The following is a 24,621-nucleotide window of genomic DNA, read 5'->3' on the forward strand; positions in this document are numbered from 1 at the left end:
GTTGATTACGAGACGCACCGGTTACGTACAGTGATTTGATGTCGCCATCAGGGACGCTGGATGCCTAACTTCTTGCAAGTTGTGGTTATTGTGCTGTGCCTATTGATCATTGCTGATGATTTATACGAGCGTCGTGTGCGCAACGCGTGGTTGCTGGCAGCATTGCTCTTCGGTGCCGGGTGGCTGATGTGGGCATGGATGCAACAAGTGGCAGCGCCACTGGTTTTAGCCGTAATCGGACTGTTGATCGGTCTTCTGATATTGCTGCCCTTTTATGTCATGCGTTGGATGGGTGCGGGTGACGTAAAGTTTTTTGCCACGCTCGGTTTTTTACTGGGTGGCAAGGCACTACTGCCGATATGGATTATCGCCAGCCTGCTTGGGGGAGTACATGCCGTCATTATCTTGGTGTTCCGCTTTCTGATGCGCTATTCCGGTTCGGGATTGGCTGCTCTGCAGGCGCAGGTCATCGAGTGGCATTTATGGCAGCGCGTGCTGATCGCCAGAAAGGGGCGCAAGGGTTTGCCTTATGCCGCTTATATGGCTATCGGAGCACTTATCACGATGAAATTTACGACCTTGACGCACTGGTGACGCTGATGAAGATCGCGATCTCTCCGGTATCTGCCACACCTACCTCAAGCGCTAATCCCGCCGGAGCGAAATGGGTGATGGCTGGCATCGGGCGATCCAGGCAGCGGGGCGTGGTCGCCATCGAATTCGCCTTGATCTTTCTATTCGGGTTGCTGCCATTGCTGCTGTTGATGATGTCCGGCGTGCTGATTTTTGCGGCCAAGCAATCCCTCACGCTGGCTGCCGACAATGGCGCTCGGGCGGCGCTGCAATACAGTGCGAATCGTGAAGTAACAGCGTGTCAGGTCGCCGCACAGTCCATGCAGTGGCTGCTCACTTTTTCCGGTGTCACGGCGCCTGATTGCACCGATGGCCCGATTGTCGTTACGACCATCGCCTGTCCTGCAAATGCCAGCCTGAGCTGCGTGCAGGTGGTGACCTCCTTCGATTACAAGACATACCCCTTTATTCCGGGTACCCAGACCGTTTACGGATGGGTGCTGGGCCCCATCAGCAGCACCGCCATTGTTCAACTCTAAGGGTTGCACCTGCGATCCGGAGACTTACCGATGCCGAAATTCACCCACATAGCGGCTTTGTTACTGGTGGCGGTCGCCATCGTGCTGGCGATTATGGCTTTCAGTATCGGCCGGCGTGCCGTGAGGCCTGTCGCCGACGAAGTGGCGACGGCACACGCCGTGAACTTGTCGTCGGAGTCAGCGACGGTCCCTGTGGTGGTGGCGGCTACAGCGCTACCGGCAGGTATGCCACTCGCCGCATCGTCGCTGCAAGTGGTCAACTGGGCTCAGCGTCCGGCGGCTGGTTATGGCGACGTGGATGCCGTGGCCGGAGGCGTGCCACTGATCGATATTCCGGCGGGCACGCCGGTGACCGCGAACGTACTCGCCCGTGGTGTGGCGATGGCGCTGAAGCCGGGTGAGCGGGCGGTGGCCGTGCCGGTGGATGAGCAGGCCGGCGCGGGTAACCGCGTGTTGCCCGGCGACTATGTCGATGTCTTCGTGAGCCTGAAGGCTCCGCAGGCGACGATCTCTAACCCGGCTTCGCATGCGGATACGCGGGATGCTTCGCAGACACGCCTTCTGCTGTCGCGCCTGCGGGTGCTGGCTTATGGCAGTGACGATTTGCCGTCATCGCCCGAAAAAAAATCGCCAGCGGTAGTCGCTGATGGCGGCAAGGCCAAGCCGGTCACCGACGGTGATTCCCGGCAGGTGTCGAACAACCCGCAGAGCCAGCCGACGACCCAGTCGGTACCGCATACCGCGGTGCTCGCCGTGCCGGTTGACGATGCGAATCAGCTGCTGCTGGCCGTGCAAAACGGCAAATTGTCTCTGGGTGTGCGGCCGCCGAATGACGAGGGCCAGCCCGACGATGCGCTGTTTGGCCAGCCGCGGCCGGTGCTCCTGGCGCGCGCCGATCTGAGCGCGGACCAGAAGCAGCAACTGCTGCAACCGGAAAACCAGGCCTATGCCGGCATCGATGGCACGGGTCTGGCGGGTCACGATCAGGGGGCTGGGAAACCGGTCCGCTCCGATCGTGCCCGGACTTACCAAGGCATCCAGATCATTCGCGGCTCATCAGACGAAAGCGCGCGCCCCGCCCGGACCTACCCATGATGCGATGGATCTCTCCATGACCATGTTTTCGCGCTATGCCTCTGCATCCCGTCGGCAAGTCATCGCATGCGCTTGTTTCGTCGCGCTGCTGATGACGCTGCCTGCACTGACCATGGCAGCGTCTGCGGCAAGTCTCGATCTGCAGGCACATGAACAACGTCCACTGCGGTTGCCGAGTGATCTTGAACGAGTGGCCATTGCCGATCCGGCCGTGGCCGATCTGATCATGCTGAAGAGCCGGTCCGAGGCATTGCTGGTCGGCAAGAAGCCCGGGCAGACCACCTTGCTTCTTTGGCGCCGCGGAGCCGCTTCTCCCGAGCGGCTGGTGGTGAGCGTGCATAGTGCGCTGCAGGCGCAACTGCAAGATGGCGTCGGAACGGATCTGTCGGTACAGGACGATGGCGCGCTTCTGCAGGGCAGTGCCCCGACGATGCTCGACCATGAGCAGGCGCACGAGGCCGCATCGGCAGCGGTCGGAAGCAAGGGCACGATTGTCGATACGTCTACCGTGGCCAGCGGCGGCGTGGTGCAGGTCGATGTGAAAGTGGTGGAGTTCGACAAGACGGCGTTGAACCAGCTCGGGCTGAATTTCACCAACGCCAATGGCGGTTTCAGCTACGGCGTCACCAGTCCGACCGCTTCCGCCAACACCACCAGTACCAGCAGCACGCTCTCCTCGGCCTTCAATCTGGTAGCGGCCTCGACAACCGGGAAATGGAATGCCAGCCTCAATCTGCTCAAGAGCGATGGGCTGGCACGCGTACTGGCCGAGCCAAGCCTGGTGGCGCTTTCTGGTCAGAGTGCGAGTTTTCTGGCCGGTGGCGAGTTGCCGATTCCGGTGCCTCAGGGGCTGGGCACCACCACGATCACCTACAAGTCGTTCGGCATCGGGCTGACCGTGACACCGACGGTGCTCTCCAGTGATCGCATTGCGCTGAAGGTGGCGCCAGAGGCGAGCGACCTGGATTACTCCAATGCCATCATCCTCAGCGGCGTCTCGGTGCCCGCACTTACCACTCGCCGTGCCGATACCACGGTGGAGCTGGGTGACGGCGAAACCTTCGTCATTGGTGGACTGGTGAGCCAGTCGATCATGAGCAAGGTCAACAAGATTCCGCTGCTTGGCGATCTTCCGATCATCGGCGTGTTTTTCCGCGATCTCACTTACAGCCGCGAGGACAAGGAGCTGGTGATCATCGTTACGCCGCATCTGATCAAGCCGTTTGCCCGCGGCACCACCTTGCCCTTGCCGGGCGAACGCGAAGCAAATCCGAATCTGCCCGTATGGGGATCGTTCCTACTCAATCCGGCCGGTTCGGATCAGCTGCCGGGGTTCTCGCGTTGAGGCGGGGGAGTATCGATCATGCACACACGACCTACGCTGTATTCGATCACCAAGCCGGAACCCAAGGTGGATCTGCAATTCTATTCTTCTGATGAAAGGCAGGCGCAGCGTCTTACTGCCCGGTTGAAGCACGTTGCGGTCGTGCATTGGGTCGACACGCGCGACATCAGTGGCACGCGGGAGCCGATCTATCTGGCCGGATTGCCACTCATCCTGCTGGATTATTCGCCAACGGAAGCCGAGCGCTCCTCCATGCTGGCGCGCCGACTGATGATGGGGGCGCCAGGTATTTCACTGGTGGGAGTCGGTTCGATTGGCGCTGATAAAGCGGGTGGTGTGCTGGCGGCCCTGCGTGCGGGCGTGAGTGAATTCCTCGACATCGATGCGAAGGACGAAGACATCAGCGAACTGCTGATGCGCGTGCATGGCGATGCGCGGCCTGCGCCCGCTGCTTTGACGCCGGTGCCGCATTCGCATGGCCGGCTCGTGCTGTTGCTCGGGGTCAGGCCCGGTGTCGGCACCAGCACTCTGGCGGCACATTTGGGCGCACTGGTCAGCCCCGGCAAAACCTCGACGGGTGCGGATGAGGGGCCAAAAGAGGCGCAGGTGATCTTGCTGGACCTTGGGCGGCCAGCGGGCGACGCCACGCTTTACCTCAGCGTGCCGAATGAATTTCATTATGAAAACGCATTGCTGGGCGCACGGCGGATCGACGCCACTTTGATTCGTACGGCATTTACCAATCACGACAGTCGGCTGACCGTGTTGTCGCAGGCACCCGGAACCTTGGGAAAGCCTGCAGACACGGCCGATTTGCCCGTGTTGCTGGATCGTCTGCGCCATCATTTCGATCTGCTGCTGACCGACCTTGGTGGCCTGCCAGTCTCGGAAGTGCCGCTGCCGCTGTTACGCGAAGCCGATGAAATCTGGTTGATTGCCGACCAGAGCATCGGTTCGATGGTGTCGCTTGACGCCTGCCTGCGGCAGCTGGATGAGCTTGGATTCCGTGATGGACGGTTATTTCTGGTGATCAACCGGCATGACCCAGATGACGGTGTCAGCGCCGGGAAGATTGCCAAACGTTTCAATCTGCGACTGGCGGGCCTGCTGCCGGATCGCTTCAGGGCACTGCGTGCCAGCGCGAATCAAGGCCTGTTGCTGCACCAGGTGGCACCGCGCGACCCTTATCTGCGCGCCCTGAAATTGCTGCTGGAAAAGTTGCGCCGGAATCTGCACGTCGAAGAGAGTCCGGTGATCGTGCGCTCCTGGTGGAAACAGCTGCTCGACAGGGTGAGGAGGGGATGATGGACATAGATCTGATCCCCTTCGAGCACACCCAGCAGTTTCACGACACAGTGTCGGCGGCACACGAATTTCTGTTGAACCGTATTGAGGATCAGCGCCTCGATATCGCGTCGTGGTCTCATAGCACCGCGGTCACGTACGTCGGTATCGAAACCGCCACCTTTGTGCAGGAGTGGCGCATTCCGATTAACGAGAGCGAAGTGCAGAAGGTGGCTACGGCACTGCTCAAGGAGTTGACCGGATATGGCCCGCTGGATGACCTGCTTTCTGACCCGGAAGTGGAGGACATTCTGGTCAATGGCTATCAGGACGTCTACGTGTCGCGACGTGGCGTACTGAAACGTGAGCCAGTCCGTTTCAGTGATAACCGCCATGTGCTGCGCACCGTGCGTCGTATCCTCGCACCGCTGGGGCGGCGGCTGGACGAAGCCAATCCGATGGTCGATGCACGGATGGCGAATGGCGGACGCCTCAACGCGATTATCGAACCGCTGGCGGTCAGCGGTCCAAGCGTATCGATTCGAAAATTCCGCCAGGATCCATTCACGCCAGATGAGCTGATGGCCAACGGCGCGTTCGATCATTGCATGCGCGCGCTGCTGCAGGCCGCCGTCGAGAGTCGCTGCAATATTCTGATCTCGGGGGGCACCAGTTCGGGCAAGACCTCGTTGCTGAACGCACTGGCCAGCTACATTCCGCTGAATGAGCGAGTCATTACCATCGAGGATACCGCCGAGCTGTCGCTCAACCATCCGCATGTGGTGAGGTTGGAAAGCCGCGTCGGCGGTTTTGATGGTAGTGGCGCCGTGAGCACGCGCGATCTTTTGCGCAACAGCCTGCGGATGCGTCCCGATCGGATCGTCGTGGGTGAGGTGCGCGGCGCGGAAGTGCTGGAAATGCTGCAGGCGATGAACACCGGACACGATGGCTCCATGTCCACCATCCACGCCAATTCGCCTCGTGATGCTTTGAGCCGGCTGGAGATGCTGGCTGGCTTTGCGGGCTTCAAAGGCACCGAGGACAGCCTGCGGCGGCAGGTCGCCAGCGCGATTGATTTCGTTATCCAGATCGCCCGGCTGAGTAATGGTCATCGGGTCATCTCCTCAGTGACGGAAATAACCGGGCTGACTGACAAGATCATCACCACGCAGGAAATGTTCCGGCACGAAACGTTTATCGACGTCAACGGCAGTGAACGTAACCGTTGGCCGGCGCTGGGCTTTCATCCGCATACGCGCAAGCTGGAGCCGTTTCGCGAATTTCTGCAGCGTGCCTCGCTGGAGGCGATAGGATGATTCTCGCCCTTGCCCTGTTCAGCGTGGTCGCGTTTTTGATGGCCGGTGCCATCGAGTTGTGGTGGGGCAGCCCGGCGCGACAGCAGCGGCGTCGCAGCCTGGAATACATCGACAGGAGTCTGGCCAGTCAGGCGCACGGCATGCCACCGCCGTTACTGGGTAGAGGGAAGGAAACGCCGCGCAGTTCCGGCGGTCTTGTCACTGACACGCTATGCCTGCGCGCGGGTCTGCCGACGGGATGGCGACTGCCGATTCAGTTGGCTGTGTTGGGCCTGGTGTTGGCGGAGCTCGGTGCATGGCGTATCGGCACGCCCTGGGCGCTGCCGGTGTTGTTGGTCGCGTATGCGGTACTGGTATGGCTGTGGCTGCGCGCGCGGATCGAGAAGCAGCGCCAGCAGCTGATTCGCCAGACGCCCGACTTTCTGGACTCCGTGGTGCGCCAGGCCGCCATCGGCAACAGTTTGCCGATGGCCTTCCTGGCGGCATCGACAACGGTGTCGATGCCGCTGCGCCAGCTGCTTGATCGGACCATGGTGTCGGTTCGTAGCGGCATGGAGCTCGACCAGGCGCTGCAGATGGCCTCGCAACCCTATCGGCTTGAAGCATTCGAGTTACTGCATGTAGTGCTGGGTACTGCGGTGCGCATGGGCGGTCGCGCCGATCACATCCTGCAGCGCATGAGCGATTTCATGCGTGATCTCGATCAGGCTCAGCACGAGCTGCGCGCAATCACCGCGGAGACACGATTGTCGGCCTGGGTACTGGGTTTTCTGCCGGTGGTTGTGGCCATCATCATGTCGCTGCTCAACCCGACTTTTTTCCATCCGATGTTTACCGAGGCGCTGGGCCAGAAAATTCTGTTGATTGCCTTGGTGATGGAGTTGTTCGGTGGCTTTTTGCTGTATCGCCTGGCGAAGTCGCTATGACGTCGTTCGCCATCACGTCGTTCGCCATTACTTCAGGGGAGTGTGCCCCGTGATCGCCGGACTGCTTCTTGCATTAGCGGCACTCGTCCTGGCACTCGGTCTGGTGCTGCTGGCCTGGAGCCTGTTGTATCAGGTACGGCAGAGTGATCAGCGCGAGCAGGTAATCAATGAAGCCCTGGCGCGCGTGCTTCGTCAGGGCCCGGATGGCAGGCCGGTTACTGGCGGTGCGGCAAACCTTTGGCGTGCTTGTCGGCATTGGTTGGAGTCGATCGGGGCTCACTTTGAAGATGGACGTCTTGGCAAGGCTCTGCTGGCAAAGGAAGACCTGCTATTGCTGGATCAGACCAACCACAACACCACCTCGGGTCGCGCGCTTTTTCTCGGTCTGCGGTTGGTGATGGCGTTGCTGCTGCCGATCATGGTGATGGCGCTGCTGCGGCCTACCGGTGCGAGGGCCTTCGCCGAGTTGCTGGCTGCACTGGCGGCTGGTGTGCTGTTGCCAAAAATTTTTCTGAGTTCGTGGGCCGCCCGTTTGCGCAAGCGGGTCGAGGGCGAACTGCCGCTATTGGTCGACTTGTTGCGACTGCTGCAAGGTATCGGTTTCAGCATGGACCAAAGCCTGCAGACGATCGCCGAGTGCTTCCATATTGTGATACCGGTATTGGGGCGGGAGATTCATGAGGCCAACATTTCCTACATGCATGGTCGTCCGCGGGATCAATCCTTGCGGCGTCTGGCCGAATCGTTCGACAACCAGGATCTGAAAAGCCTGGTGCAGATGATCTTGCAGGTTCATCTGCACGGCGGTGCGGTGCAGGAGCCGTTACGTGAATTCGCCGAGCGGCTACGCGAGCAGCGCAAGCTGCGCATGAAAGAAAAGACCGGCAAGCTCTCGGTAAAAATGACTCTGGTGATGATGCTGACCCTGCTACCCGCGCTGATGGCGGTGCTTGCCGGTCCTGCCATCGTCTCGCTGATCAGCACCATGGCCAAGCTGAAAGGACATTGATCATGACCCTATCGCCATCTCGACGTTCAACGTTTGCCCGCACTCTTCTCCGCCGGCCCTTTATCAGGGCATGCTCGATTACGTTGTTGGGTAGCTCGCTGTTGCTGAGCGCATGCGCCAATCATGGCGGATACCTCAACCACGTTCAGCCCGAGCTTGTATCCGAGCCGTCACAGCAGAGCGACAAGAACAGCAAGCCGATGTATCTGGATTTGATCCGCCAGATGCAGCAGCAGGGTGCCTATTACGCTTCTCTGGCGAATATCGAAGCTTTCCGTCAGCGCTACGGCAGCCCGCCAGAATTGAGTCGCCTGCAGGCTGACGCACTGCGTGAAACCGGACAGATCGATGCGGCGAAAAAACTCTATGCAGACCTTCTGCATACCGATCAGGCGGGCGCCGCATGGCATGGCCTCGGCCTGATCGCAGCGGCGCAGAAGCAGAACATGCAGGCCGAACAGGCGCTCTCAAAAGCCGTGCAGATGGACCCTGTCAACGTCGATTATCTGGGTGATCTGGGCTATCAGCGATTGCGCGCTGGCCAGATAACCGCCGCGCATGAGCCCCTGGCCAAGGCGGCTGAACTGGCGCCGGCCAACGTCAGGGCGATTTCCAATCTGGTGCTGTGGATGTTGCTCAACAACGACTATGCGCAAGCCGACGCAGCCATGCAGCGGGCCAACCTGCCAACAGCCGCCCGGCAGCAGATACATACGCTGGCGGTGCAGTTGCAGCTCGCACAACAGGTCGAGCGCCCCACCGCGATGGCCTTGCTGCCGTCCCAATCGACGCCAGGTGCGACGGCATCATCCGACGATTCGCAAATGACTCAGCCACCGGTTTCCCAGAGTGGTGGCGTTCCTGAATCCATGCTTGAACGTTTCGGTGCATCGTCCAAGACCAGTGAGGTCCATCCATGAAGATTCATTTCGCGACGGCGGCATCTTCCGTGATTCTGCCTCTGGTTCTTGCCCTGCTTCCGGCAGGTGCTGCGGCGCAGCAGGTGCCGGTGACCGGACAGATGTTGGGTGACGGCGGCACCGCTGCTGCTGCACAGGCGCAAGCAACCGCGGTGCCGGCTGCAGCACAGACATCAACCGCAGTCACCGTGCCGTTGAACAGCGGCTACGCGGCGGCTCCGCCAGCGGTGGCATCCGTTTATGTGGCGCCAGCTGCTGCCGCGCCTTCCCCTGTCGGGCAACACCGCTCACCTGGTACGTCGGTGGGTGAAACCACCCGGAACCTTCTTCAGATGCAGGTTGATGGCAGTCAGGCGGGAAAGCCGTTACCTATGCTTGGTGTGGAAGCCAGTGCCAGCTACAGCCGCTACCTGAAGAGTTTCAATCACGATATTCCGGAGTTCTACAAAACCACCGTCGGAAATAGCAGCAATAGCGGCGGCAATAGCAGCGGTTATGGCCAGTAGAGGTAGGCTGTCATGAGCGCGATCGGACAGGTCACCGGCCCAGCATTGCCGTCTTGCGTGCGTGGATGCACAAACCTGTTCGTGCGCATGCCCCGTGCACGCCAGCGTGGCTCGATGGCGGTCACCATGATGCTGATGCTGGTGGGTCTGGTCGCCATGCTGGGGCTGGTTGAAATCGGCTACCTGTATTGGGCCAAACGCGAGACGCAGAAAGTGGTGGATCTTGCTGCGCTGGCGGGCGCGCAACAGTTGACGGCCTGCTCTACCGACAACAGCAGCAACAGCGCGGCACTGGGCAATGCAAGGATCGATAACGGTTTTAGCGATACCTTGGTGATTACCTGCGGTCATTGGGATCCAACCCAGGCGGGCGCTCAGCACTTTGTGAGCGTGACTTCCTCACTGCCCTTGAATGCCGTGCGGGTGGAGGCAACGCTGCCGGTGACCCCGTTCTTCGGATTCGCCCGTTTTGACGGTATCAATGCCACCGCCATTGCGGCAAGTCAGGGTCAACCCATCGCGGCATTCTCGGTGGGTTCCAGCCTGCTCAACATCGACCCGAGCAGCCCTCTGGGCACACTACTGGGTACGGCCCTCGGCTCGTCGTTGGGATTGCAATTGCTGAGCTACAACGGCATTGCCAATGCCAACATTTCCCTGCTGGGACTGGTCAAAGCACTGCCTGTCGACATTGGTACCGTCAACAGTGTTTTGACGACCCAGGTGACGGTCACTGATCTTCTCACCGCATACGTGAATGCACTGTCGCAGAGTAGTAGCGCCTCAACGATTGACCTTGCCTTTGTCAATCAACAGGTCGCTGCCATTGAGCTGCAGCTCGGAAATATTCCCATCAACCTGGGCCAGATCCTCAACGTCGACGCAACTACTGAGGATCCCAATGTCGCCCTCAATGTCGACGTCAACGCGCTCGATATCCTCAGTGCCGTCGTGCTGGCAGCCGATGGCGCCAACGCTGTTGCGCTGCCGGCAACGAGCATCAGCATACCGGGCGTGGCGACGATCAGTCTGGCCTTGAGTATCGTTGAACCGCCTCAGATTGGCGTCGGCGGCGTGGGCACCGTTGCACACACCGCGGAAATTCGACTCGACCTGGACGTAACAGCGCTGAGTACACCTATTAACGGCCAGCAGTTGCTGGATCTGCCGCTCTACCTCGAGGTAGCGCCTACCGACGGCACCATAACCGCCATCGAATGCAATGTGCCGGGCAGTGGTGGAGCAAACTCAGACAGTGTGACGATCACAGCAGCTCCGGGAGTATTGAATGCGTTTCTTGGCAAGCTGCCGTCGGCCGCGTTCAACAATACGAGCCAGTCCTGGTCCTCACTGATCTCAAGTGGAAGCCTTGCTCAACTCGTCAACGTTCTTAACCTGGCCACGATATCTGCGTCCGCCAACGTGCAATTGGCAGCCAATCCGGCCACGGCACTTACGTTCAGCGTCGACCCGACAATTCCGGTTTCGCAACAGTCGGGCATGACCCAAACGGCGGGTACGTCGTCGGCCGTGCTTGGAAACCTCATCGGCAGCCTGCTCGGCTCAACGTCGCTGAATGTCACCATCAACCTTTTGGGTCTTCCGATCAATTTGGCGCCGGTCGCGTCGTTGCTCGCCACCTTGTCGACTGCGCTGGCACCGGTTTTGTCGTCCCTGGATAGCCTGTTGGTTGGTCCGCTTCTGCAGGCGCTAGGGATTAATATCGGCACTGCCCAGGTGAGCCTGCTGTCGGTTAACTGCAATACCACTCCCCAGCTGGTGTACTGAGAAACCTATGGTGCTGAAGTAGCCACTTGACCCTCGATACGGCGGCTTTAGACTCCACGGGATAAGGAAATGTTCGGCACATCTTCTGGTGGCCGTTATTCCAGAGCCATCCAAAGTACAATCGCCGGGAACGCAGGGGATGAATGCAATGACTAGCAACGCGGCCAAACGATGCGTCCGGGGGTTGATGCTCGGGCTGACTTTTGTGGGCTTTTCGGCGTTTGCCGCGACAGACGGTGGGTCGCCATCACCGGCAGGCCAGGTTGCAGCCGCCGGTAAGGCGGAGGCGTCTGGTGGTTCGGTGGCTTACCTGCAGCATCTGGTCGACACGCATCAGCTGACCGAGATGCGCACCACCTACAACGGTACATACGGTGCCAGCGAGTTGTTTCAGCCTGAAAAACTCACCTACTTCGTCGCGCTGTTCCACGACAAGGTGTTCTGGCGGGTGATCAGCACCGATTCGATGAAGAATGCCGACAGCATCTATCGCACCTTCGTCGCACAGACCGAGCAGCTGGCTCAGGTGGATATCGATGCACTGCGCCTCCAGGCCGGCAACAAATACGCCGAACATATGATGGCGTTGAACCAGCAGCGATTGCAGAACCTGCAACAGGATGCGGCGCAGCAGCAACACGAGTCCCAACAGGTGGCGGTGCAACTGCAGCAGGCCCAGCAGCAGGCGGTTTCGCTGAGCAAAGACCTGAGCACGACCAGCACTCAGCTCGATTCGGTCAAGCAGCAGATCCACGCGCTGGAAGCGCAGCAGAACAACCCCGACCTGGCGCTACCTCCGGCGCCGTCGGCAAGCGCACCGGCTTCCACTGGTACGCCAGCCAGCAGTGCGCCGGCGTCTTCGGGTTCGTCCCCCTGATTATTTGAGTGGCGTGCTTTTCAGCGGCGCTGCTCTCCAGGTGTATTCGCAGCGAAGTGCTGTGGCGATTCCGTGCAATCTTTTCGGATCGAGCAAGGTCGAACACTTCAACGCCAATGTGCTGAAGTGTCGGGTATGAGCCTCAAGCCTTCAGCAGCGCCGGCGTCGCCTGTTGCCCGATCGCATCGACCATGGCCTTGGCCACATTGAGATTGCCGGCGACGATATTGCCGCTGGCGGGGATGCCATCGCGGCCAGCAAAGTCGCAGTAGCGGCCACCGGCTTCGTGGACCAGCAGCACGCCGGCCGCCAAATCCCACGGCTTCAGGCCAATCTCGAAATAGCCGTCGTAACGGCCGGCAGCGACATAAGCCAGATCGAGCGCAGCGGAGCCGGAGCGGCGGATGTCTTCGGCCTGGCCGAGGATCGCGCGGGTAATGTCCAGCTGCGCGGTGAGGTGTTCGCGCTGACGAAACGGGAAACCCGTGCCGATCATTGCGCCGCCAAGATTTTCGCGCTTGGACACGCGCATGCGGCGATCGTTGATGTAGGCGCCGTCGCCCTTGCTGGCGGTGTACAGCTCGTCGCGTAGCGGGTCGAACACCACCGCATGAATCGGCACGCCCTTTTCCAGCAGCGCGATGGATACGCTGAAGTGCGGGATGCCGCGCAGGTAGTTATGCGTGCCGTCCAGCGGATCAATGACCCACTGCAGCGGGCCCTTGCCGGTGGCGCCGCTTTCCTCGGCCAGGATCGAATGATCTGGGTAAGCGCGGCGAAGTTCCTTGATGATTTCCGCCTCGGCCAGCTTGTCGACTTCGGAGACGAAATCCAGCTGCTGCTTCTCGACGATGTTGAGGCCGTCGATGCGGTTCATGTAGCGCAGGATGATGTTGCCTGCAGAACGCGCGGCGCGCGCCGCGATCGTGACGTGGGGTCTTGGCATGGCCTTGGACTTTGCAAAAGAGCGGAATCGCGATGCACAAGTCTAGCAGAGGCGCGGCGTTCGGGCCTTCCGGGGTGATTTGCGTGGCTTCGGTGGGCGCCGCATCCGTTATCCTTGCTCGCTGATCCACACACCGGCAACCCCGCCATGTCTGCACCCAACAACCTCACCGCCCGTATCCGCTATGTATTGGTGCGCACCTCGCATCCGGGCAATATCGGCAGTGCGGCGCGGGCGATCCGCACGATGGGCTTTACGCGGCTGGAGCTGGTGTCCCCAGCACGCTTTCCCGACGCAGAGGCCAATGCGCTGGCTGCCGGCGCCGATGATGTGCTCGGCAACGCCGGTATCCACGATGGGCTGGTGGAAAGTTTGACCGGCAGCCGGCTCGTGCTGGGCTTGTCCGCCCGCCGTCGCGGCGTGAATCTGCCGGAAATTTCGCCACGCGAAGCGGCTACCCAGGCGCTGGCCGCCGCCGCGCGCGGGGAAGACGTGGCGCTGGTGTTCGGCAACGAGCGCACCGGTCTGGAGAACGATGAGTTGGCGCGCTGCCACGCGATGGTGCGCATTCCCAGTGTGGATGATTTCAGTTCGCTCAATCTGGCGCAGGCGGTGCAGGTGATGGCGTACGAACTGCGCGTGGCGATGCTGGGCGACGTGCCGACGTTCGAGCCCGTGCAGGACGAGCCGCCGGCCGATGCGGCGCAGATGGAGCAGTTCTACACGCACCTGCTGCAGACGCTGGACGACATCGATTTCCACAAAGGCCGCGCACCGACCACGGTGATGCTGCGCCTGCGCAAGATCTATCAGCGGATTCAGATGGACGAGCGCGAGTTGCGGCTGCTGCACGGCATCCTGGCGGATACGCAGCGCATGGCGCGACTCGCTGGAATTAAAGGTGTCGATGACTGCGATGCGGGAAACAGCGCGGATCAGTCATAGCGGGCCTGAAAGGATCGATTGTAGGGATAGCCGCACGCAGGCAGTGCCAGGCATTCGCCAGCCGCGCTAGCCGGTCTTCTCGTCCGCTTCATACTCGGCAATCCGCGTCACCAGCAACTTATCGATGCGTGCACCGTCGAGGTCGACGACCTCAAAACGGATGCCGCGCCATTCGAACACTTCGCCGGTCTGCGGGATGCGGCCCAGCGCGGTCATCACCATGCCGGCAATGGTGCGGAAGTCGTGCTCTTTTTCACCGGGTAGATGATCCAGATGCAGCAGCTCGCGCAGGTCGTCAGTGGAAAGGCTGCCGTCGATCAGCCAGCTGCCGTCGGCACGCTGCACGATCGGTCCGGTTTCGGCATCGCTGCCGTGGGCGATCTGGCTGACGCCGACGACCGCGGCCAGCAGGTCGTTGACCGTCACCACGCCTTCGATATCGCCGTATTCGTCCACCACCAGGGCCAGCGGCGTCTCCGCGTCGCGGAACTCTTCCAGCAAATCGAGCGCGCGCGCGGTGGCCGGTACGAACAGCGGCTTGGACAGGTGCTGGAACAGCTCCAGCTGACCATCGGCAAAGCTGTGCAGCAGGCGCTTTACCTCGACCACACCGACCACTTCGCTCTCGTCGCCGCGATAGACCGGATAGCGTGAATAAGGCGTCTGCCGCAGTACCTCGACGTTTTCCTCGCGTGGTGCGGCGATGTCCAGCCAGGCGATGCGCATGCGTGGCGTCATCACGCTGTCCACCGTGCGATCGCCCAGGCGCAGCACGCGGTTGACCATGTTGTGTTCGTCCGGATCAAGCACGCCTTGTTCGGCGCTCTCGGCCACCAGCATGCGGATCTCTTCTTCGGACACCACGCCACGGCCGTGCTGGTTGATCCGCATCAGCCGCAGCAGCGCGTTGCTCGACACGTTCAGCAGCCACACGAACGGCGCGGTGATCCGTGACAGCACCAGCATCGGAAAAGCCATGTAGCCGGAAAATTTTTCCGGCGACGACAGCGCCAGCCGCTTCGGTACCAGCTCGCCGATCACGATCTGGATAAAGGAAATCAGCACGAAGCCGAGCACGATGCCCAGTACCCGCGCATAGGGCTCCAGCCATGCCGCGTGACCACCATCGTGCAGGATCTCGCCGATCTGGCCGCCCAGCGCGTCGCCGGCGATCGAGCCGGTAATCAGCATCACCAGCGTGATGCCAACCTGCACGGTGGAAAGAAAGTGCTCCGGCGCTTCGGCATGACGCAGCGCCATCGCGGCACGGCGGCTAGTTTTCGCCATCTGCTTGAGGCGGCTTTTGCGCGAGGCGACCAGCGCCATCTCGGACAAAGCGAAAAAACCGTTGCACAGCGCCAGCACGAAGACGAGCGCAATTTCAATCAGCATCGCGTTGAGAATACCTTCCGGGACATGGCTCCAGTGTAAGGGCATGCGGGCCGTAGTTCACGTGGGGAGTGCTGCGGGGCGCGGCGGGCGTCCTGTAACATGCCCGTCATCTCGCTTCCTCAGGCATGGCCCGCATGTTTTCACTGCAGACGATTTTCGGCAAAGGCGACAAGTTCTATGGCCTGCTTGAACAGAGCGCCGCCACCGTCTGCGAGAGCGCCAAAGCCTTGCACGAGTTGCTCAGCAAGCCCGGTCAGGGTTCGGTCATGGCGGCCTTCACGGCCACCCGCGCCCGCGAAAAGGCGTTGGCCGGACAGATCAGCGAAGGCCTGGTCAATACCTTCGTCACCGCGCTGGACCGCGAGGATATCGAGGCGCTGAACTCGGCGCTGTACAAGATTCCCAAGACCATCGAGAAATTTGCCGAGCGTTACGAGATTGTTTCCAATCGCCTGGTTGGTGTGAACTTTGCCCAGCGCGCGCTGGTGTTGGAGCGTTCCAGCCAGGTGGTCGAGGAGATGATCGGCGAGCTGCGCCGCGGCCTGCGCATCGACCCGGTCAAGAAACTGCAGGACCGCCTGCAGGCGCTGGAGTCCGAGGGCGACCGCATGCTGCTCGATCCCTATCGCACCTTGTACGTTGAAGGTGGTGATGCCATGCGTGCGATGCTGGCGAAGGATCTGTTCGAGCTGATCGAGAAGGCGATCGACAAATGCCGCGATGTCGGCAACATCGTCTACTCGATTGTGCTCAAGAATTCCTGAGGACGGCGCGGTGATCCTCAGCATCTTTAGAAGAGCGCGCCATTCGATCGTGATCTCGTCGCTCAGTCGCAAGCGACGTATTGCCGGAGATCAGGAATGAGTCTCGGCCTGGTCGTCGCCGAGGTGCTGATCGCCCTGGCTTTCACCTATATCAATGGTTTTCACGACACCGCCAATTCCATCGCCACCGTGGTTGCCACCAAGGTGCTCTCGCCGGGTCAGGCTGTGCTGCTGGCGGCCGTCACCAACCTGCTTGGCGCGATGCTCGGTACCGCCGTGGCGGCCACCATCGCGTCGGGGTTGATCAATGCCGGTGTGGTCGACGTCGGCCCGCAACTGGTGATCTGTGCACTATTGGCGGCCATCGTCTGGAACTTGATCACCTGGTGGCTTGGCCTGCCGTCCAGCTCCAGTCATGCGCTGGTCGGTGCGCTGGTCGGCGCCGCACTGGCCGCGTCGGACAACGACTTCGGCTCGGTGATCTGGGCACAGGGCAACCTGATTACCGGGCACGGCGTGATTCCCAAGGTGATCATTCCAATGGTGCTGTCGCCACTGGCTGGTTTCATCGTCGCGTTCGTTCTGATGGGCGCGCTGTACGCGCTGCTGGCCTGGTTCGCCAACCGGCACAACTGGCTGCACCGATTCGGCCGCACGCCCTTCGTCAACAGTTTTTTCGGCAAGGCGCAGATCGTGTCAGCGACCGCGATGGGCGTGGCACACGGCATGAACGACGCGCAGAAAAGCATGGGTATCATCGCGCTGGCACTGGCCGGCGGCACCGCGGCACATCAGTTCGATCAGCTGCCGCAATGGCTGGGTTTTCTGAAAATTGCCGAGAACACCGCGGGCGGTTTCGCTATCCCGATCTGGGTGAAAGTGGTCTGCGCGCTGACCATGGCTGCGGGCACTGCTGGTGGTGGCTGGCGCATCATCAAGACGCTGGGTCACAAGATGGTCAAGCTGCATCCGATCAATGGTTTCGCCGCCGAAACCAGTTCGGCGGCGGTGATCCTCACCGCATCGATGTTCGGCATTCCGGTGTCGACCACGCACAACGTATCGGCATCGATCATGGGTGTCGGTGCGGCCAAGCGCTTCAGTGCGATCCGCTGGTCGGTGGTCGAGCGCATGGTCTGGGCATGGATACTCACCTTGCCGGTGACCGCGCTGCTCGCCTACGGTTTTGTCAAAGCCGTGAAGATGTTCTTGTAGAAGACAATCGGCCAAGCAGCGTTACAGCGCGTTTTCGGTCGCGTTGATGATCTGCTCCAGCTGATCACCGAGCGTACCCAGTTCGCCAATCAACCGCTGCAGTTCGTTGCGGTCGAGAAATTCATATGGCCGGTTTTCGCACAGGTGCAGGTACGGTGCGCCATCCAGGTCGGCTACGGCCAGAAAACCGGTGCGCTGCTGCCAGTTGAAGCGCAGGCAGCGGCTCGGATCCGTACCGGCCAGCGGGCCGATCGGTGTCGATATGCGCAAATAGCGCCGCTCGGCTTCGTCTTCGAGTTCCGCCAGATAAATGCCCTGATGGCGATCCTCCGACAGCTCCAGATCGAAACTGATCAGATACGGATCGTTGTGGCGCAGCGCGTGCTGGCTGCCGATATGTGATCTCACGGCTTCGAAGTGGCGCATGGTGCGACTTCCTTCGCTTGCGTTGGGCGCTCTACTTTGCCACGACCATGCGTTAACGTCGCGTTGGCAGCGGTCCGTGCTGTCGCGTAGTGTGTCGTGCGGCGCACCTTGGCTGAGAGCAGGGCTGATGAATTCGATCATCGACGAAAAGCATGCACGCGTTTACGCGGCGATCGCAGCGATTCCCTATGGACGCGTTGCGAGCTATGGGGCGATTGCGGCACGCGCCGGGTTGCCGGGCAGGGCGCGTCTGGTCGGGAGGCTGTTGGGTGAGGTTCCTGAGGGGATGGTGTTGCCCTGGTACCGGGTGCTACGGGCCAGTGGGCATATCGCGATGCCGGTGGGGAGCCGTGGGTTCCGCGAACAATCCCGGCTATTGCGGGCTGAAGGCGTTGAGGTGAAGAACGGGCGTGTGGCGCTGGCGGTGTTTGGGTTGGATGGGGATTTGGATCGGGAGTTGTGGGGGATGCCGTAGGCTTCAGCCTCCTCTCCCCTGCGGGGAGAGGATTGAGGTGAGAGGTTGGGTGCTCGCGGGATTGCTGTTTTTTTGTCGCTTGAAGTGATGGACGCCCGTGATCTTCGGCGATAACCGCAACGACTTCGGTAACGTGCTCGCCTGCCGCGGGCTTTCGTTCGCCACCGGCGGCCGAGTCACTTTTCTCTTGCGTGCCCGAAAGCAAGTCTATGTATACAAAGTTTTGGTAAATAGCGCCGCCGGAAAGCGTCTTTCCGGATGTTTTAGTTAGAACCCAAGAGACATAACAGCTGATCAGCGCGGGCCTTGGATCGCTGGCGATCATGTCGAGCAAGTGATATGTCGCCTCCGGTTGGCTCGAAAAAGGATTGCATATAGTTACGCCCAACAAGCAGGCGGGTAGCGACACGTTGGCGACCCTTTCACTTCCGGTGAAGCGGAGAAGATCACGCACTTCCTGCTGGTCCCGTATTTCCGGGCCTACACACGCCTTTCACTGCTTACCGCAAGGAGCTCATGGGTACACACCATCTGATTAGGATGACTTGGAACCAAAGGGGCATGAGGACGAGCGACAAGTTGGCAATTCGCGAGGTGTATTACTCAGCCAGAACCACGTCCAATCGCTTCGCGGGAGTGCCACATTAGATCTTGCTCTATGCGTTCTGTAATTTACCCTTGTCCATCTGCAGCTTTCAATCGAAGCGCTTCGGCGCGATCCCCAGCCCGTCAATGACAGGAGCAAATTTACAGCCAAGCGAGTGCGGTGCTGGGGAGGAGCATGTCACAGAGCGCACGGGGCGGCACCTATCTGGCATTTCCGGACAGGGCGCGAGCACGCGTCACGGTTCATCAGCCTGTCTGAGACAGGGACTCCGAGCACGTGTCACCCGGCGCGCTAGCGCTTATGGCGCATTCGCCAACGAGGCGACATCGTCCACGCTGAGGGCGCCGTGATAAATGCGGAAGTCATCGATCTTGCCGTTGAAGTAAGGGTCACTGCTGTATTGGGAACGCCCGATCCAGTTTTGGTTCGAATCCCAAATCCGGAACGGAGCGAGGAACATGTCGGTATTTGAGCCCACCGCGAGGCCATTCACGTACAGCGTGCCGACGCTGCCGGACAGCGTCACCGCGACATGGACCCAGGTCCCGATTGGCAGTGCAGCGTTGCCGTTGATGCTCCGCTCACCACTGACTCCGGTAATGGTCATGGAAAAGCAGGTCACGCCACTGCTCGCGCATGGCGTGAGCATCAGGTAGCGATCGGTGCCCGCGCCAAAATCGAATACGCGCTCCGAATTTCTGGAGGCGTTCCAGAACACCCACACGGAAACCGTGAAGTCCGCGACATCGTCCATGAGCTGGTTGGGTAGGGCGACATATCCGTTGCTGCCATTCAACGAAAGCGCGTTGCCTTGTTTGCCAGCGACCCAGGTAGCGCCGCCATTGAGCGTGCCCGCGTGGCCGTTGCTGCTGGCATCTGCCGCGCTCGTGCCAATCGTGTTGTTGAATGGCAGATGCGTATGCAAGTGTGTGCCCGTCAGCACGGCTGTCTCGTTGGACGGCGCACTTTCACCGTGAGGGGTGTTGGCCGTGACGATGTAATACCAGGTGCCAGGGGCTGGTGGGGTATCGGTATAGGTGAGCAAATCCGTGATGCCGCTTGCGACTGTTGTATATGGCCCGCCCGCCTGCGCGGAGCGCTTGACGGTGTAGTCGATGGCATAGACACCGCCCCACCAGGACAACACGACAGCGCCCGCGCTGATGTAACCAGAAAGTCCGCTCGGTGCTGCGCCGGTGGGAATCGCGTCCAGCGTGTAGGCCAGGGTGCCGTAACCAATAAAGTCCCAGTCGCCCCCTTCAGGTTGAATGGCGAGTGCCTTCTTGGTGGAGTACGGCGCGGCAAGCCCCTTGCGGTTGACGTAATGGTTGTAGATAAGAGCCCAGCATGGCGTCGCGTCGCCTTGCTTCAGGATTGAGAATGTGTTCCAGGTGTAGACACCGTTCTGGTAGGGCACATACGGAACGGTGTAGTAAGTGGTCCCCGATGCAATAACGTTTGCCTTGGCGGAATACTCTGTCCCGGCCAGGAAACGGTTGTTGTCGTAGCCGTAAAGGTCCACGCCCTGATGCCAGGCCATTTCGCACACTACGGCCATAGCCGCTATGCCGTCCATGGTGTGGGGTTGGTCGCGGCCGGATTCCTGCCACTGGCACAGATAACCTGGATGCATGTAGTACGCGGCACGCATGACACAGCCATTGCCATTGCCCGTCTTGAAATAGCCAACAGCTTCGTCAAACAGTACCCGGTCGTCGCACAGGATGCCGATGGCCATGATGGCGGCCATGTTGAAGAGATACCAGTTGGCATTGATCTGCAGTGGGCTGCGACCACCGTGATTGCTCAGCAAGTCATGCGAAATCGGATAGAAGATGGTGCGTAACATGTTCTTGACTGAGGCTAAATTGCCGTCAGTGAAGCCGCTATAGTCGCGCAGCATTTCCGCGATATTGGCAAGCTCGAAGCCTTGGGGGCCGGAGACCAGCGCGCGGTCTCTGCCTTGGATCGAGGTCAGGGTGGAGGCCCAGCCGTTGAGCATGCTCGTGGCTTTGGCGGCATATGTCGCGTCGCCCGTAATCTTCCACCGCAACGCCATACCGTACATCGCAGCGCACTCGTTATAGAGCCTCGAAAAATTCTGCGTCACATCGCGACCACGATAAATTGTGGACACAGGGGCGGAGCTATACGAAAGCGTTGCCTTGGGGCTGGCGACTAGCAAATCCCAACTACCGACCCAGGGTGACCTGATGTGTTTCTGCGCCATCCGAACAAAATCGGCCTGCGTATGCATCAGACCGGGATGCGCAAATGCGCTGGGAACGTTGCTGCTTATCGTCCCGAGCTGCGAAGCGAATGTGCGGCCAGTGCAGGCCATGAGTGCCAGGGAGCCCAAGCCAAACAGAAAGCCACGACGCGACAAGTCGGCGTCGATCAAGCCATGGTCCAATGCTGGTTCGTGTTCGGAGGCTGTGGGTGGGAATTGCTCAACGCGTGTGCACGCTTTGTGCGATTTCAATTTTTTCACCAGGGACTCCATCCAGAAGTGACTACCATTAAAAGAAGGCTCCTATCATTTAGTGATAGGAGCCGAGTTGGATCAGGTTGTATGCGGAGAACGTCTACGTGACTGTTAGTGCTTTATTGATTAGTGGTAAACGACGTGATCATTATCGGACTCCAATAGCCGTTATAGGCCTGTAGCGATAACCAGTACGTAGTGTTGGGCTGCAAGTTGGTTACGGTCCAACTGCTGGTGGTGAACCCTTGGTTGGTACCGGCGATCGCATTGCCGGCATAGGCATCGGCCTGGCTCGCATACAGCGCGCCATAGACGCCAGCATGAGCAACCGTACCGCCGAATACGGGCTGGATGCCTTGGTCCTTGATGCTGAAATTCACTGTCGCCGAGTTGGAAGTTGGCGTTACCTGGACGTCGGTTGGTGCGCTCGGATCGTGGGATACCGGTGTCACTGAACTCGAAATCGACGGGCCGCTACTGCCCTGCGCGTTGAACTCCATCACCGTAATTTTCGCCGGTACGCCGTTAGCCAGACCATCGATATAGCTGGTGGAAGCGGAGGGTGGCAGGCTGACCGGCCCGAACGTGTTGCCGTCCTGCGTGGCGGTGAGCGTGTAGCCCTGCTCGACCGGGTTGGCGGGCTGACCGGCCCAGGTCACCTGGATATTGCCGTTGCCGCCGGTGGTGGCCGTGATGATCGGGGCGTTGGGTACGCCGACGGCGGGCGTGGGAACGGGCAGTGTCTGGTTGGTATTGCCGCCGTAAGTGACGGAGGTCGGTGTCCAGCTATCGCTACCGGCCAGATAGACGTTGGGCGCCAGTGCCGCGGCTTGCGACGAAGTGAGCGGCACATTGCTCTGCGGCGAGGTGCTTTCGCGTTGGCTGAGATCGAAGGTCGTCCAGGTGCTGTTGGCGCCGGGGTAATACGAGTCGTACTCGCGATACGTCGAGGTGGGCAGGTTGTTGGTACCGCCTTGCGAAACCGGTAGCGGAATGAATTCGATCCAGCCTTGCTTTACAACTTCCGGACCCATCTTGGTATTGAGGAAGTAAGTGGTGGCGTAGGCTCCCCATGGACGACCCAACCAGACATTGGTCATGTACGGGCTGTCGAACAGCAGTTGCGAGTTGGTGAACACGAAACCACTGTCTTCGCTCGCGCTCGCACGGTTCTGCGCAGTGATGGTCGCTTCGCCGTTAAGGTCGCCATGCACCTTGGTCTTGATCAGGCAGTTGTCGAACACCACCTTGCCATTACCGAAGATGTAGTCGACGTAGCCTTCGATATAGCTGTTATTGAAGTAGGCGCGGCTGTCGTTACCGAGATAGAGCGTGTCCTGGCCACCCAGCAGCAGCACCGCGCGGAACACGGCGCGATCGCCCAGCGAGAACAAGGCTACGGCCTGTCCATTGTTCTGGAAATTGGGTGACTCGTAGTCGGCGGTGTTCTGGATGGTCAGGTTACTGGCGTAGAAATTGGCGCCGCTGGCTTTGACGGTGTAGCTGGTGCTGGTGGTCAGTGTATTGCCAAGGGCATCGACCTTGCCTGAGTAGTCGTCGTTGGTGATCACCACCTGGGAAGCATCGCTGCCTGTACCTACCAGCTCCACGTTGGGTTGGGTAATGTTGACCTTTTCGTGATACGTACCGGGACGGATCTGGATCATGCCGCCAGCGGCAGGCATGGCAGCCAGCGCGGCATTGATGGTGGTATAGCTGCCACTGCCGTCGGCGGCGACCACCAGCGCAGGCTGCTGGAGGTGGATGACCTCGTTGCAAGAGCCAGTGGTGGAGCCTGTGCAGCTTGTATTTGCGTTACTGGGACGCTGGCCAGGAAACCCCGAGAGGTACTGCACCGCTGCTTCCGCACGGTCAGTGATGATGAAACCGAAGTTGGCGTAATCGTGCCAGAACTCGGTGAACGGACGATGGTCAGTGCAACCAATACCCCCGCGGTTGAACTCCGTCGTACTGGCATTGCCGCATTCGTTGGCGTTCATCGGAGGTACGACAGGACCGCAGAAGCCGCCCTCCCAATAGGTGCCCTCGCTACCGCTGAGGTTGGCGTTGCTCGCGCTCGGTTGGGCCACCGTGCATAGCGATTCGGGAATGTAGGCACCGATATTCCGACCAGCCTGCCATAGGATCGTAAACATATCGTCTTGACCATAGTTAAGGCTGCTGCCGATGGCTTTGAGGCTGGCTTCTGGCGACAACACGTTGTTGTTGCCCTCATTCCAATTGATCCAGTTGCTGTAATCGTTTATGGCCCAATCGTTGGCACCGCCGCCGTCCTGGTTCGCCGCTACATTGGATGTATAGACCGGCATCACATACAACTGGGCAAGGCTCGATTCCGTCAGCGTGCCGCCATAACTTGTCTGGTAGTAATTAGCGGTCTTTTGATAGAAGTCTTCCGGCCCGTTGAACAGCACCGTCTGGAACTTGAGTACGACATGCCTGGCCACCCATAAACCGTATTGATTGCCAGCGGCCACATCACGGGCGACTTGTGCCGCCACATCCCTCACGTTTTGGTATTCGCGTAGATCAAGGAATACCAGGCCCTCGTAGCTGTCGTTGTACAGTGCCTGGAAAGCGTCCTCGAGCGAGTCGGGAAACATGGCAGCCGTGCTGCTGTCGTAACAGAAGGGATGAGCGTCGGTCTTGCCGTAGCCGTCCGCGCCGGTACACATCCGCGAGGTGGTAATGTCGGACCATGAGGGCGTTTCCAAGTCAGCGGCGCCGCCTTCCCGTGCCCAGCGATAAATGTCCGAGTATTCCGGACGATTGACCATGCGCTGCAGAGTTTTATCGTGCATCAGGTAGGGCACATGGTCGCTGCTTTCGTAAACGTCCAGTTCGAGACTTTCAATGCCGTAGTTCATGGTATTGACTGCGGACTCGACGGTATTTTCCGGATGATTCTCGTCCACCACGCCCCGATGCGCGGCCACAATCACCGGAGCTTTGTCGTAGGCCGAGAGGTTGTTTGCACCGCCTGGCAAACGAAATTGCAGAAGGCCGATGAGGGTCGTCCGGGTATTGCTGTCAATCACGTTGTAATACTGGGCATGCGCGGGAATCGCCAGGCTCGCTGCCATAACGGCTAGAGTCTGCGCTATCAATAGCGAACTGCGTTTACGTTTGAACAAGTGCTTCACGGTAAAGACTCCAGTCAGTAGTGG

21 protein-coding genes are annotated in these 24,621 nt (G+C 60.0%); 16 read left to right on the forward strand and 5 right to left on the reverse strand.

Annotated elements, in window-relative coordinates:
* The first annotated feature begins 60 nt into the window (after nucleotides 1–60).
* The 12 genes from HDE80_RS21465 (at nucleotide 61) to HDE80_RS21520 (ending at nucleotide 12,178) form a co-directional block, all read left to right on the forward strand.
* On the forward strand, nucleotides 61–594 hold the full coding sequence (locus HDE80_RS21465) for a prepilin peptidase (protein WP_184674298.1): 534 nt from the start codon (nucleotides 61–63) through the stop codon (nucleotides 592–594).
* 5 nt (nucleotides 595–599) lie between these two features.
* A complete protein-coding gene (locus HDE80_RS21470; protein ID WP_345776489.1) occupies nucleotides 600–1,112 on the forward strand; it encodes a TadE/TadG family type IV pilus assembly protein in 513 nt (170 codons plus the stop codon).
* A 30-nt stretch (nucleotides 1,113–1,142) separates the two neighbouring features.
* Entirely contained in the window at nucleotides 1,143–2,207 is a 1,065-nt protein-coding gene (gene cpaB / locus HDE80_RS21475; protein WP_184674300.1) for a Flp pilus assembly protein CpaB, read from the forward strand.
* Between the two features lie 22 nt (nucleotides 2,208–2,229).
* A complete protein-coding gene (locus HDE80_RS21480) occupies nucleotides 2,230–3,552 on the forward strand; it encodes a type II and III secretion system protein family protein (RefSeq protein ID WP_184674350.1) in 1,323 nt (440 codons plus the stop codon).
* Between the two features lie 18 nt (nucleotides 3,553–3,570).
* Nucleotides 3,571–4,857: a fimbrial protein gene (locus HDE80_RS21485; protein WP_184674302.1), complete on the forward strand. Its 1,287-nt coding sequence runs from the start codon at nucleotides 3,571–3,573 to the stop codon at nucleotides 4,855–4,857.
* On the forward strand, nucleotides 4,857–6,152 hold the full coding sequence (locus tag HDE80_RS21490; protein WP_255484070.1) for a CpaF family protein: 1,296 nt from the start codon (nucleotides 4,857–4,859) through the stop codon (nucleotides 6,150–6,152). The genes HDE80_RS21485 and HDE80_RS21490 overlap by 1 nt, the downstream gene beginning before the upstream one ends.
* Nucleotides 6,149–7,078: a type II secretion system F family protein gene (locus HDE80_RS21495; RefSeq protein WP_184674304.1), complete on the forward strand. Its 930-nt coding sequence runs from the start codon at nucleotides 6,149–6,151 to the stop codon at nucleotides 7,076–7,078. Before HDE80_RS21490 ends, HDE80_RS21495 begins: the two co-directional genes overlap by 4 nt.
* A gap of 49 nt (nucleotides 7,079–7,127) precedes the next feature.
* A complete protein-coding gene (locus HDE80_RS21500; protein ID WP_345776490.1) occupies nucleotides 7,128–8,087 on the forward strand; it encodes a type II secretion system F family protein in 960 nt (319 codons plus the stop codon).
* Between the two features lie 86 nt (nucleotides 8,088–8,173).
* Nucleotides 8,174–9,007 (forward strand): Flp pilus assembly protein TadD, encoded by an 834-nt coding sequence (locus HDE80_RS21505; protein ID WP_184674306.1) that lies wholly within the window; start codon nucleotides 8,174–8,176, stop codon nucleotides 9,005–9,007.
* Nucleotides 9,004–9,513 (forward strand): DUF3613 domain-containing protein, encoded by a 510-nt coding sequence (locus HDE80_RS21510; protein ID WP_184674308.1) that lies wholly within the window; start codon nucleotides 9,004–9,006, stop codon nucleotides 9,511–9,513. Before HDE80_RS21505 ends, HDE80_RS21510 begins: the two co-directional genes overlap by 4 nt.
* A 12-nt stretch (nucleotides 9,514–9,525) precedes the next feature.
* Entirely contained in the window at nucleotides 9,526–11,301 is a 1,776-nt protein-coding gene (locus HDE80_RS21515; RefSeq protein ID WP_184674310.1) for a TadG family pilus assembly protein, read from the forward strand.
* Nucleotides 11,302–11,440: 139 nt separating this feature from the next.
* Entirely contained in the window at nucleotides 11,441–12,178 is a 738-nt protein-coding gene (locus HDE80_RS21520; RefSeq protein ID WP_184674312.1) for a DUF2968 domain-containing protein, read from the forward strand.
* Between the two features lie 142 nt (nucleotides 12,179–12,320).
* On the opposite strand, the gene HDE80_RS21525 is transcribed toward HDE80_RS21520, so the two are convergent.
* Nucleotides 12,321–13,124: an inositol monophosphatase family protein gene (locus HDE80_RS21525; protein WP_184600844.1), complete on the reverse strand. Its 804-nt coding sequence runs from the start codon at nucleotides 13,122–13,124 to the stop codon at nucleotides 12,321–12,323.
* A gap of 147 nt (nucleotides 13,125–13,271) precedes the next feature.
* On the opposite strand from HDE80_RS21525, the gene HDE80_RS21530 reads away from it, so the two are divergent.
* Nucleotides 13,272–14,069: an RNA methyltransferase gene (locus tag HDE80_RS21530; protein WP_184674314.1), complete on the forward strand. Its 798-nt coding sequence runs from the start codon at nucleotides 13,272–13,274 to the stop codon at nucleotides 14,067–14,069.
* Between the two features lie 66 nt (nucleotides 14,070–14,135).
* Here the strand turns inward: HDE80_RS21530 and HDE80_RS21535 are convergent, their stop codons facing one another.
* Nucleotides 14,136–15,461 (reverse strand): hemolysin family protein, encoded by a 1,326-nt coding sequence (locus HDE80_RS21535; RefSeq protein ID WP_184674354.1) that lies wholly within the window; start codon nucleotides 15,459–15,461, stop codon nucleotides 14,136–14,138.
* A gap of 134 nt (nucleotides 15,462–15,595) precedes the next feature.
* Between HDE80_RS21535 and HDE80_RS21540 the strand changes: the two genes are divergently transcribed.
* Nucleotides 15,596–16,225, forward strand: a complete 630-nt coding sequence (locus tag HDE80_RS21540) for a pit accessory protein (RefSeq protein ID WP_184600846.1) — start codon at nucleotides 15,596–15,598, stop codon at nucleotides 16,223–16,225.
* Between the two features lie 96 nt (nucleotides 16,226–16,321).
* Entirely contained in the window at nucleotides 16,322–17,440 is a 1,119-nt protein-coding gene (locus tag HDE80_RS21545) for an inorganic phosphate transporter (protein WP_184674316.1), read from the forward strand.
* Nucleotides 17,441–17,461: 21 nt separating this feature from the next.
* On the opposite strand, the gene HDE80_RS21550 is transcribed toward HDE80_RS21545, so the two are convergent.
* Nucleotides 17,462–17,866 (reverse strand): hypothetical protein, encoded by a 405-nt coding sequence (locus tag HDE80_RS21550; RefSeq protein ID WP_184600848.1) that lies wholly within the window; start codon nucleotides 17,864–17,866, stop codon nucleotides 17,462–17,464.
* Between the two features lie 139 nt (nucleotides 17,867–18,005).
* Between HDE80_RS21550 and HDE80_RS21555 the strand changes: the two genes are divergently transcribed.
* Nucleotides 18,006–18,341 carry an MGMT family protein gene (locus tag HDE80_RS21555; protein ID WP_184674356.1) on the forward strand — a complete coding sequence of 112 codons (336 nt, stop codon included), beginning with the start codon at nucleotides 18,006–18,008 and terminating at the stop codon, nucleotides 18,339–18,341.
* A 905-nt stretch (nucleotides 18,342–19,246) separates the two neighbouring features.
* On the opposite strand, the gene HDE80_RS21560 is transcribed toward HDE80_RS21555, so the two are convergent.
* Both HDE80_RS21560 and HDE80_RS21565 read right to left on the reverse strand, forming a co-directional pair.
* A complete protein-coding gene (locus HDE80_RS21560) occupies nucleotides 19,247–21,349 on the reverse strand; it encodes a LamG-like jellyroll fold domain-containing protein (RefSeq protein WP_221437768.1) in 2,103 nt (700 codons plus the stop codon).
* A gap of 203 nt (nucleotides 21,350–21,552) precedes the next feature.
* Nucleotides 21,553–24,597 (reverse strand): pectinesterase family protein, encoded by a 3,045-nt coding sequence (locus HDE80_RS21565; RefSeq protein ID WP_184674320.1) that lies wholly within the window; start codon nucleotides 24,595–24,597, stop codon nucleotides 21,553–21,555.
* Nucleotides 24,598–24,621: the final 24 nt, after the last annotated feature.

The sequence above is a fragment of the Rhodanobacter sp. A1T4 genome (genome assembly GCF_014207185.1).
Taxonomy (GTDB): Bacteria; Pseudomonadota; Gammaproteobacteria; order Xanthomonadales; family Rhodanobacteraceae; genus Rhodanobacter.

Coding starts and splice junctions, on each gene's coding strand:
- HDE80_RS21470 (WP_345776489.1), top strand. CDS start 600: ATGAAGATCGCGATCTCTCCGGTATCTGCCACACCTACCTCAAGCGCT.
- HDE80_RS21525 (WP_184600844.1), bottom strand. CDS start 13,124: ATGCCAAGACCCCACGTCACGATCGCGGCGCGCGCCGCGCGTTCTGCA.
- HDE80_RS21545 (WP_184674316.1), top strand. CDS start 16,322: ATGAGTCTCGGCCTGGTCGTCGCCGAGGTGCTGATCGCCCTGGCTTTC.
- HDE80_RS21515 (WP_184674310.1), top strand. CDS start 9,526: ATGAGCGCGATCGGACAGGTCACCGGCCCAGCATTGCCGTCTTGCGTG.
- HDE80_RS21465 (WP_184674298.1), top strand. CDS start 61: ATGCCTAACTTCTTGCAAGTTGTGGTTATTGTGCTGTGCCTATTGATC.
- HDE80_RS21510 (WP_184674308.1), top strand. CDS start 9,004: ATGAAGATTCATTTCGCGACGGCGGCATCTTCCGTGATTCTGCCTCTG.
- HDE80_RS21520 (WP_184674312.1), top strand. CDS start 11,441: ATGAATGCAATGACTAGCAACGCGGCCAAACGATGCGTCCGGGGGTTG.
- cpaB (WP_184674300.1), top strand. CDS start 1,143: ATGCCGAAATTCACCCACATAGCGGCTTTGTTACTGGTGGCGGTCGCC.
- HDE80_RS21540 (WP_184600846.1), top strand. CDS start 15,596: ATGTTTTCACTGCAGACGATTTTCGGCAAAGGCGACAAGTTCTATGGC.
- HDE80_RS21490 (WP_255484070.1), top strand. CDS start 4,857: ATGGACATAGATCTGATCCCCTTCGAGCACACCCAGCAGTTTCACGAC.
- HDE80_RS21535 (WP_184674354.1), bottom strand. CDS start 15,461: ATGCTGATTGAAATTGCGCTCGTCTTCGTGCTGGCGCTGTGCAACGGT.
- HDE80_RS21485 (WP_184674302.1), top strand. CDS start 3,571: ATGCACACACGACCTACGCTGTATTCGATCACCAAGCCGGAACCCAAG.
- HDE80_RS21480 (WP_184674350.1), top strand. CDS start 2,230: ATGTTTTCGCGCTATGCCTCTGCATCCCGTCGGCAAGTCATCGCATGC.
- HDE80_RS21530 (WP_184674314.1), top strand. CDS start 13,272: ATGTCTGCACCCAACAACCTCACCGCCCGTATCCGCTATGTATTGGTG.
- HDE80_RS21550 (WP_184600848.1), bottom strand. CDS start 17,866: ATGCGCCACTTCGAAGCCGTGAGATCACATATCGGCAGCCAGCACGCG.
- HDE80_RS21495 (WP_184674304.1), top strand. CDS start 6,149: ATGATTCTCGCCCTTGCCCTGTTCAGCGTGGTCGCGTTTTTGATGGCC.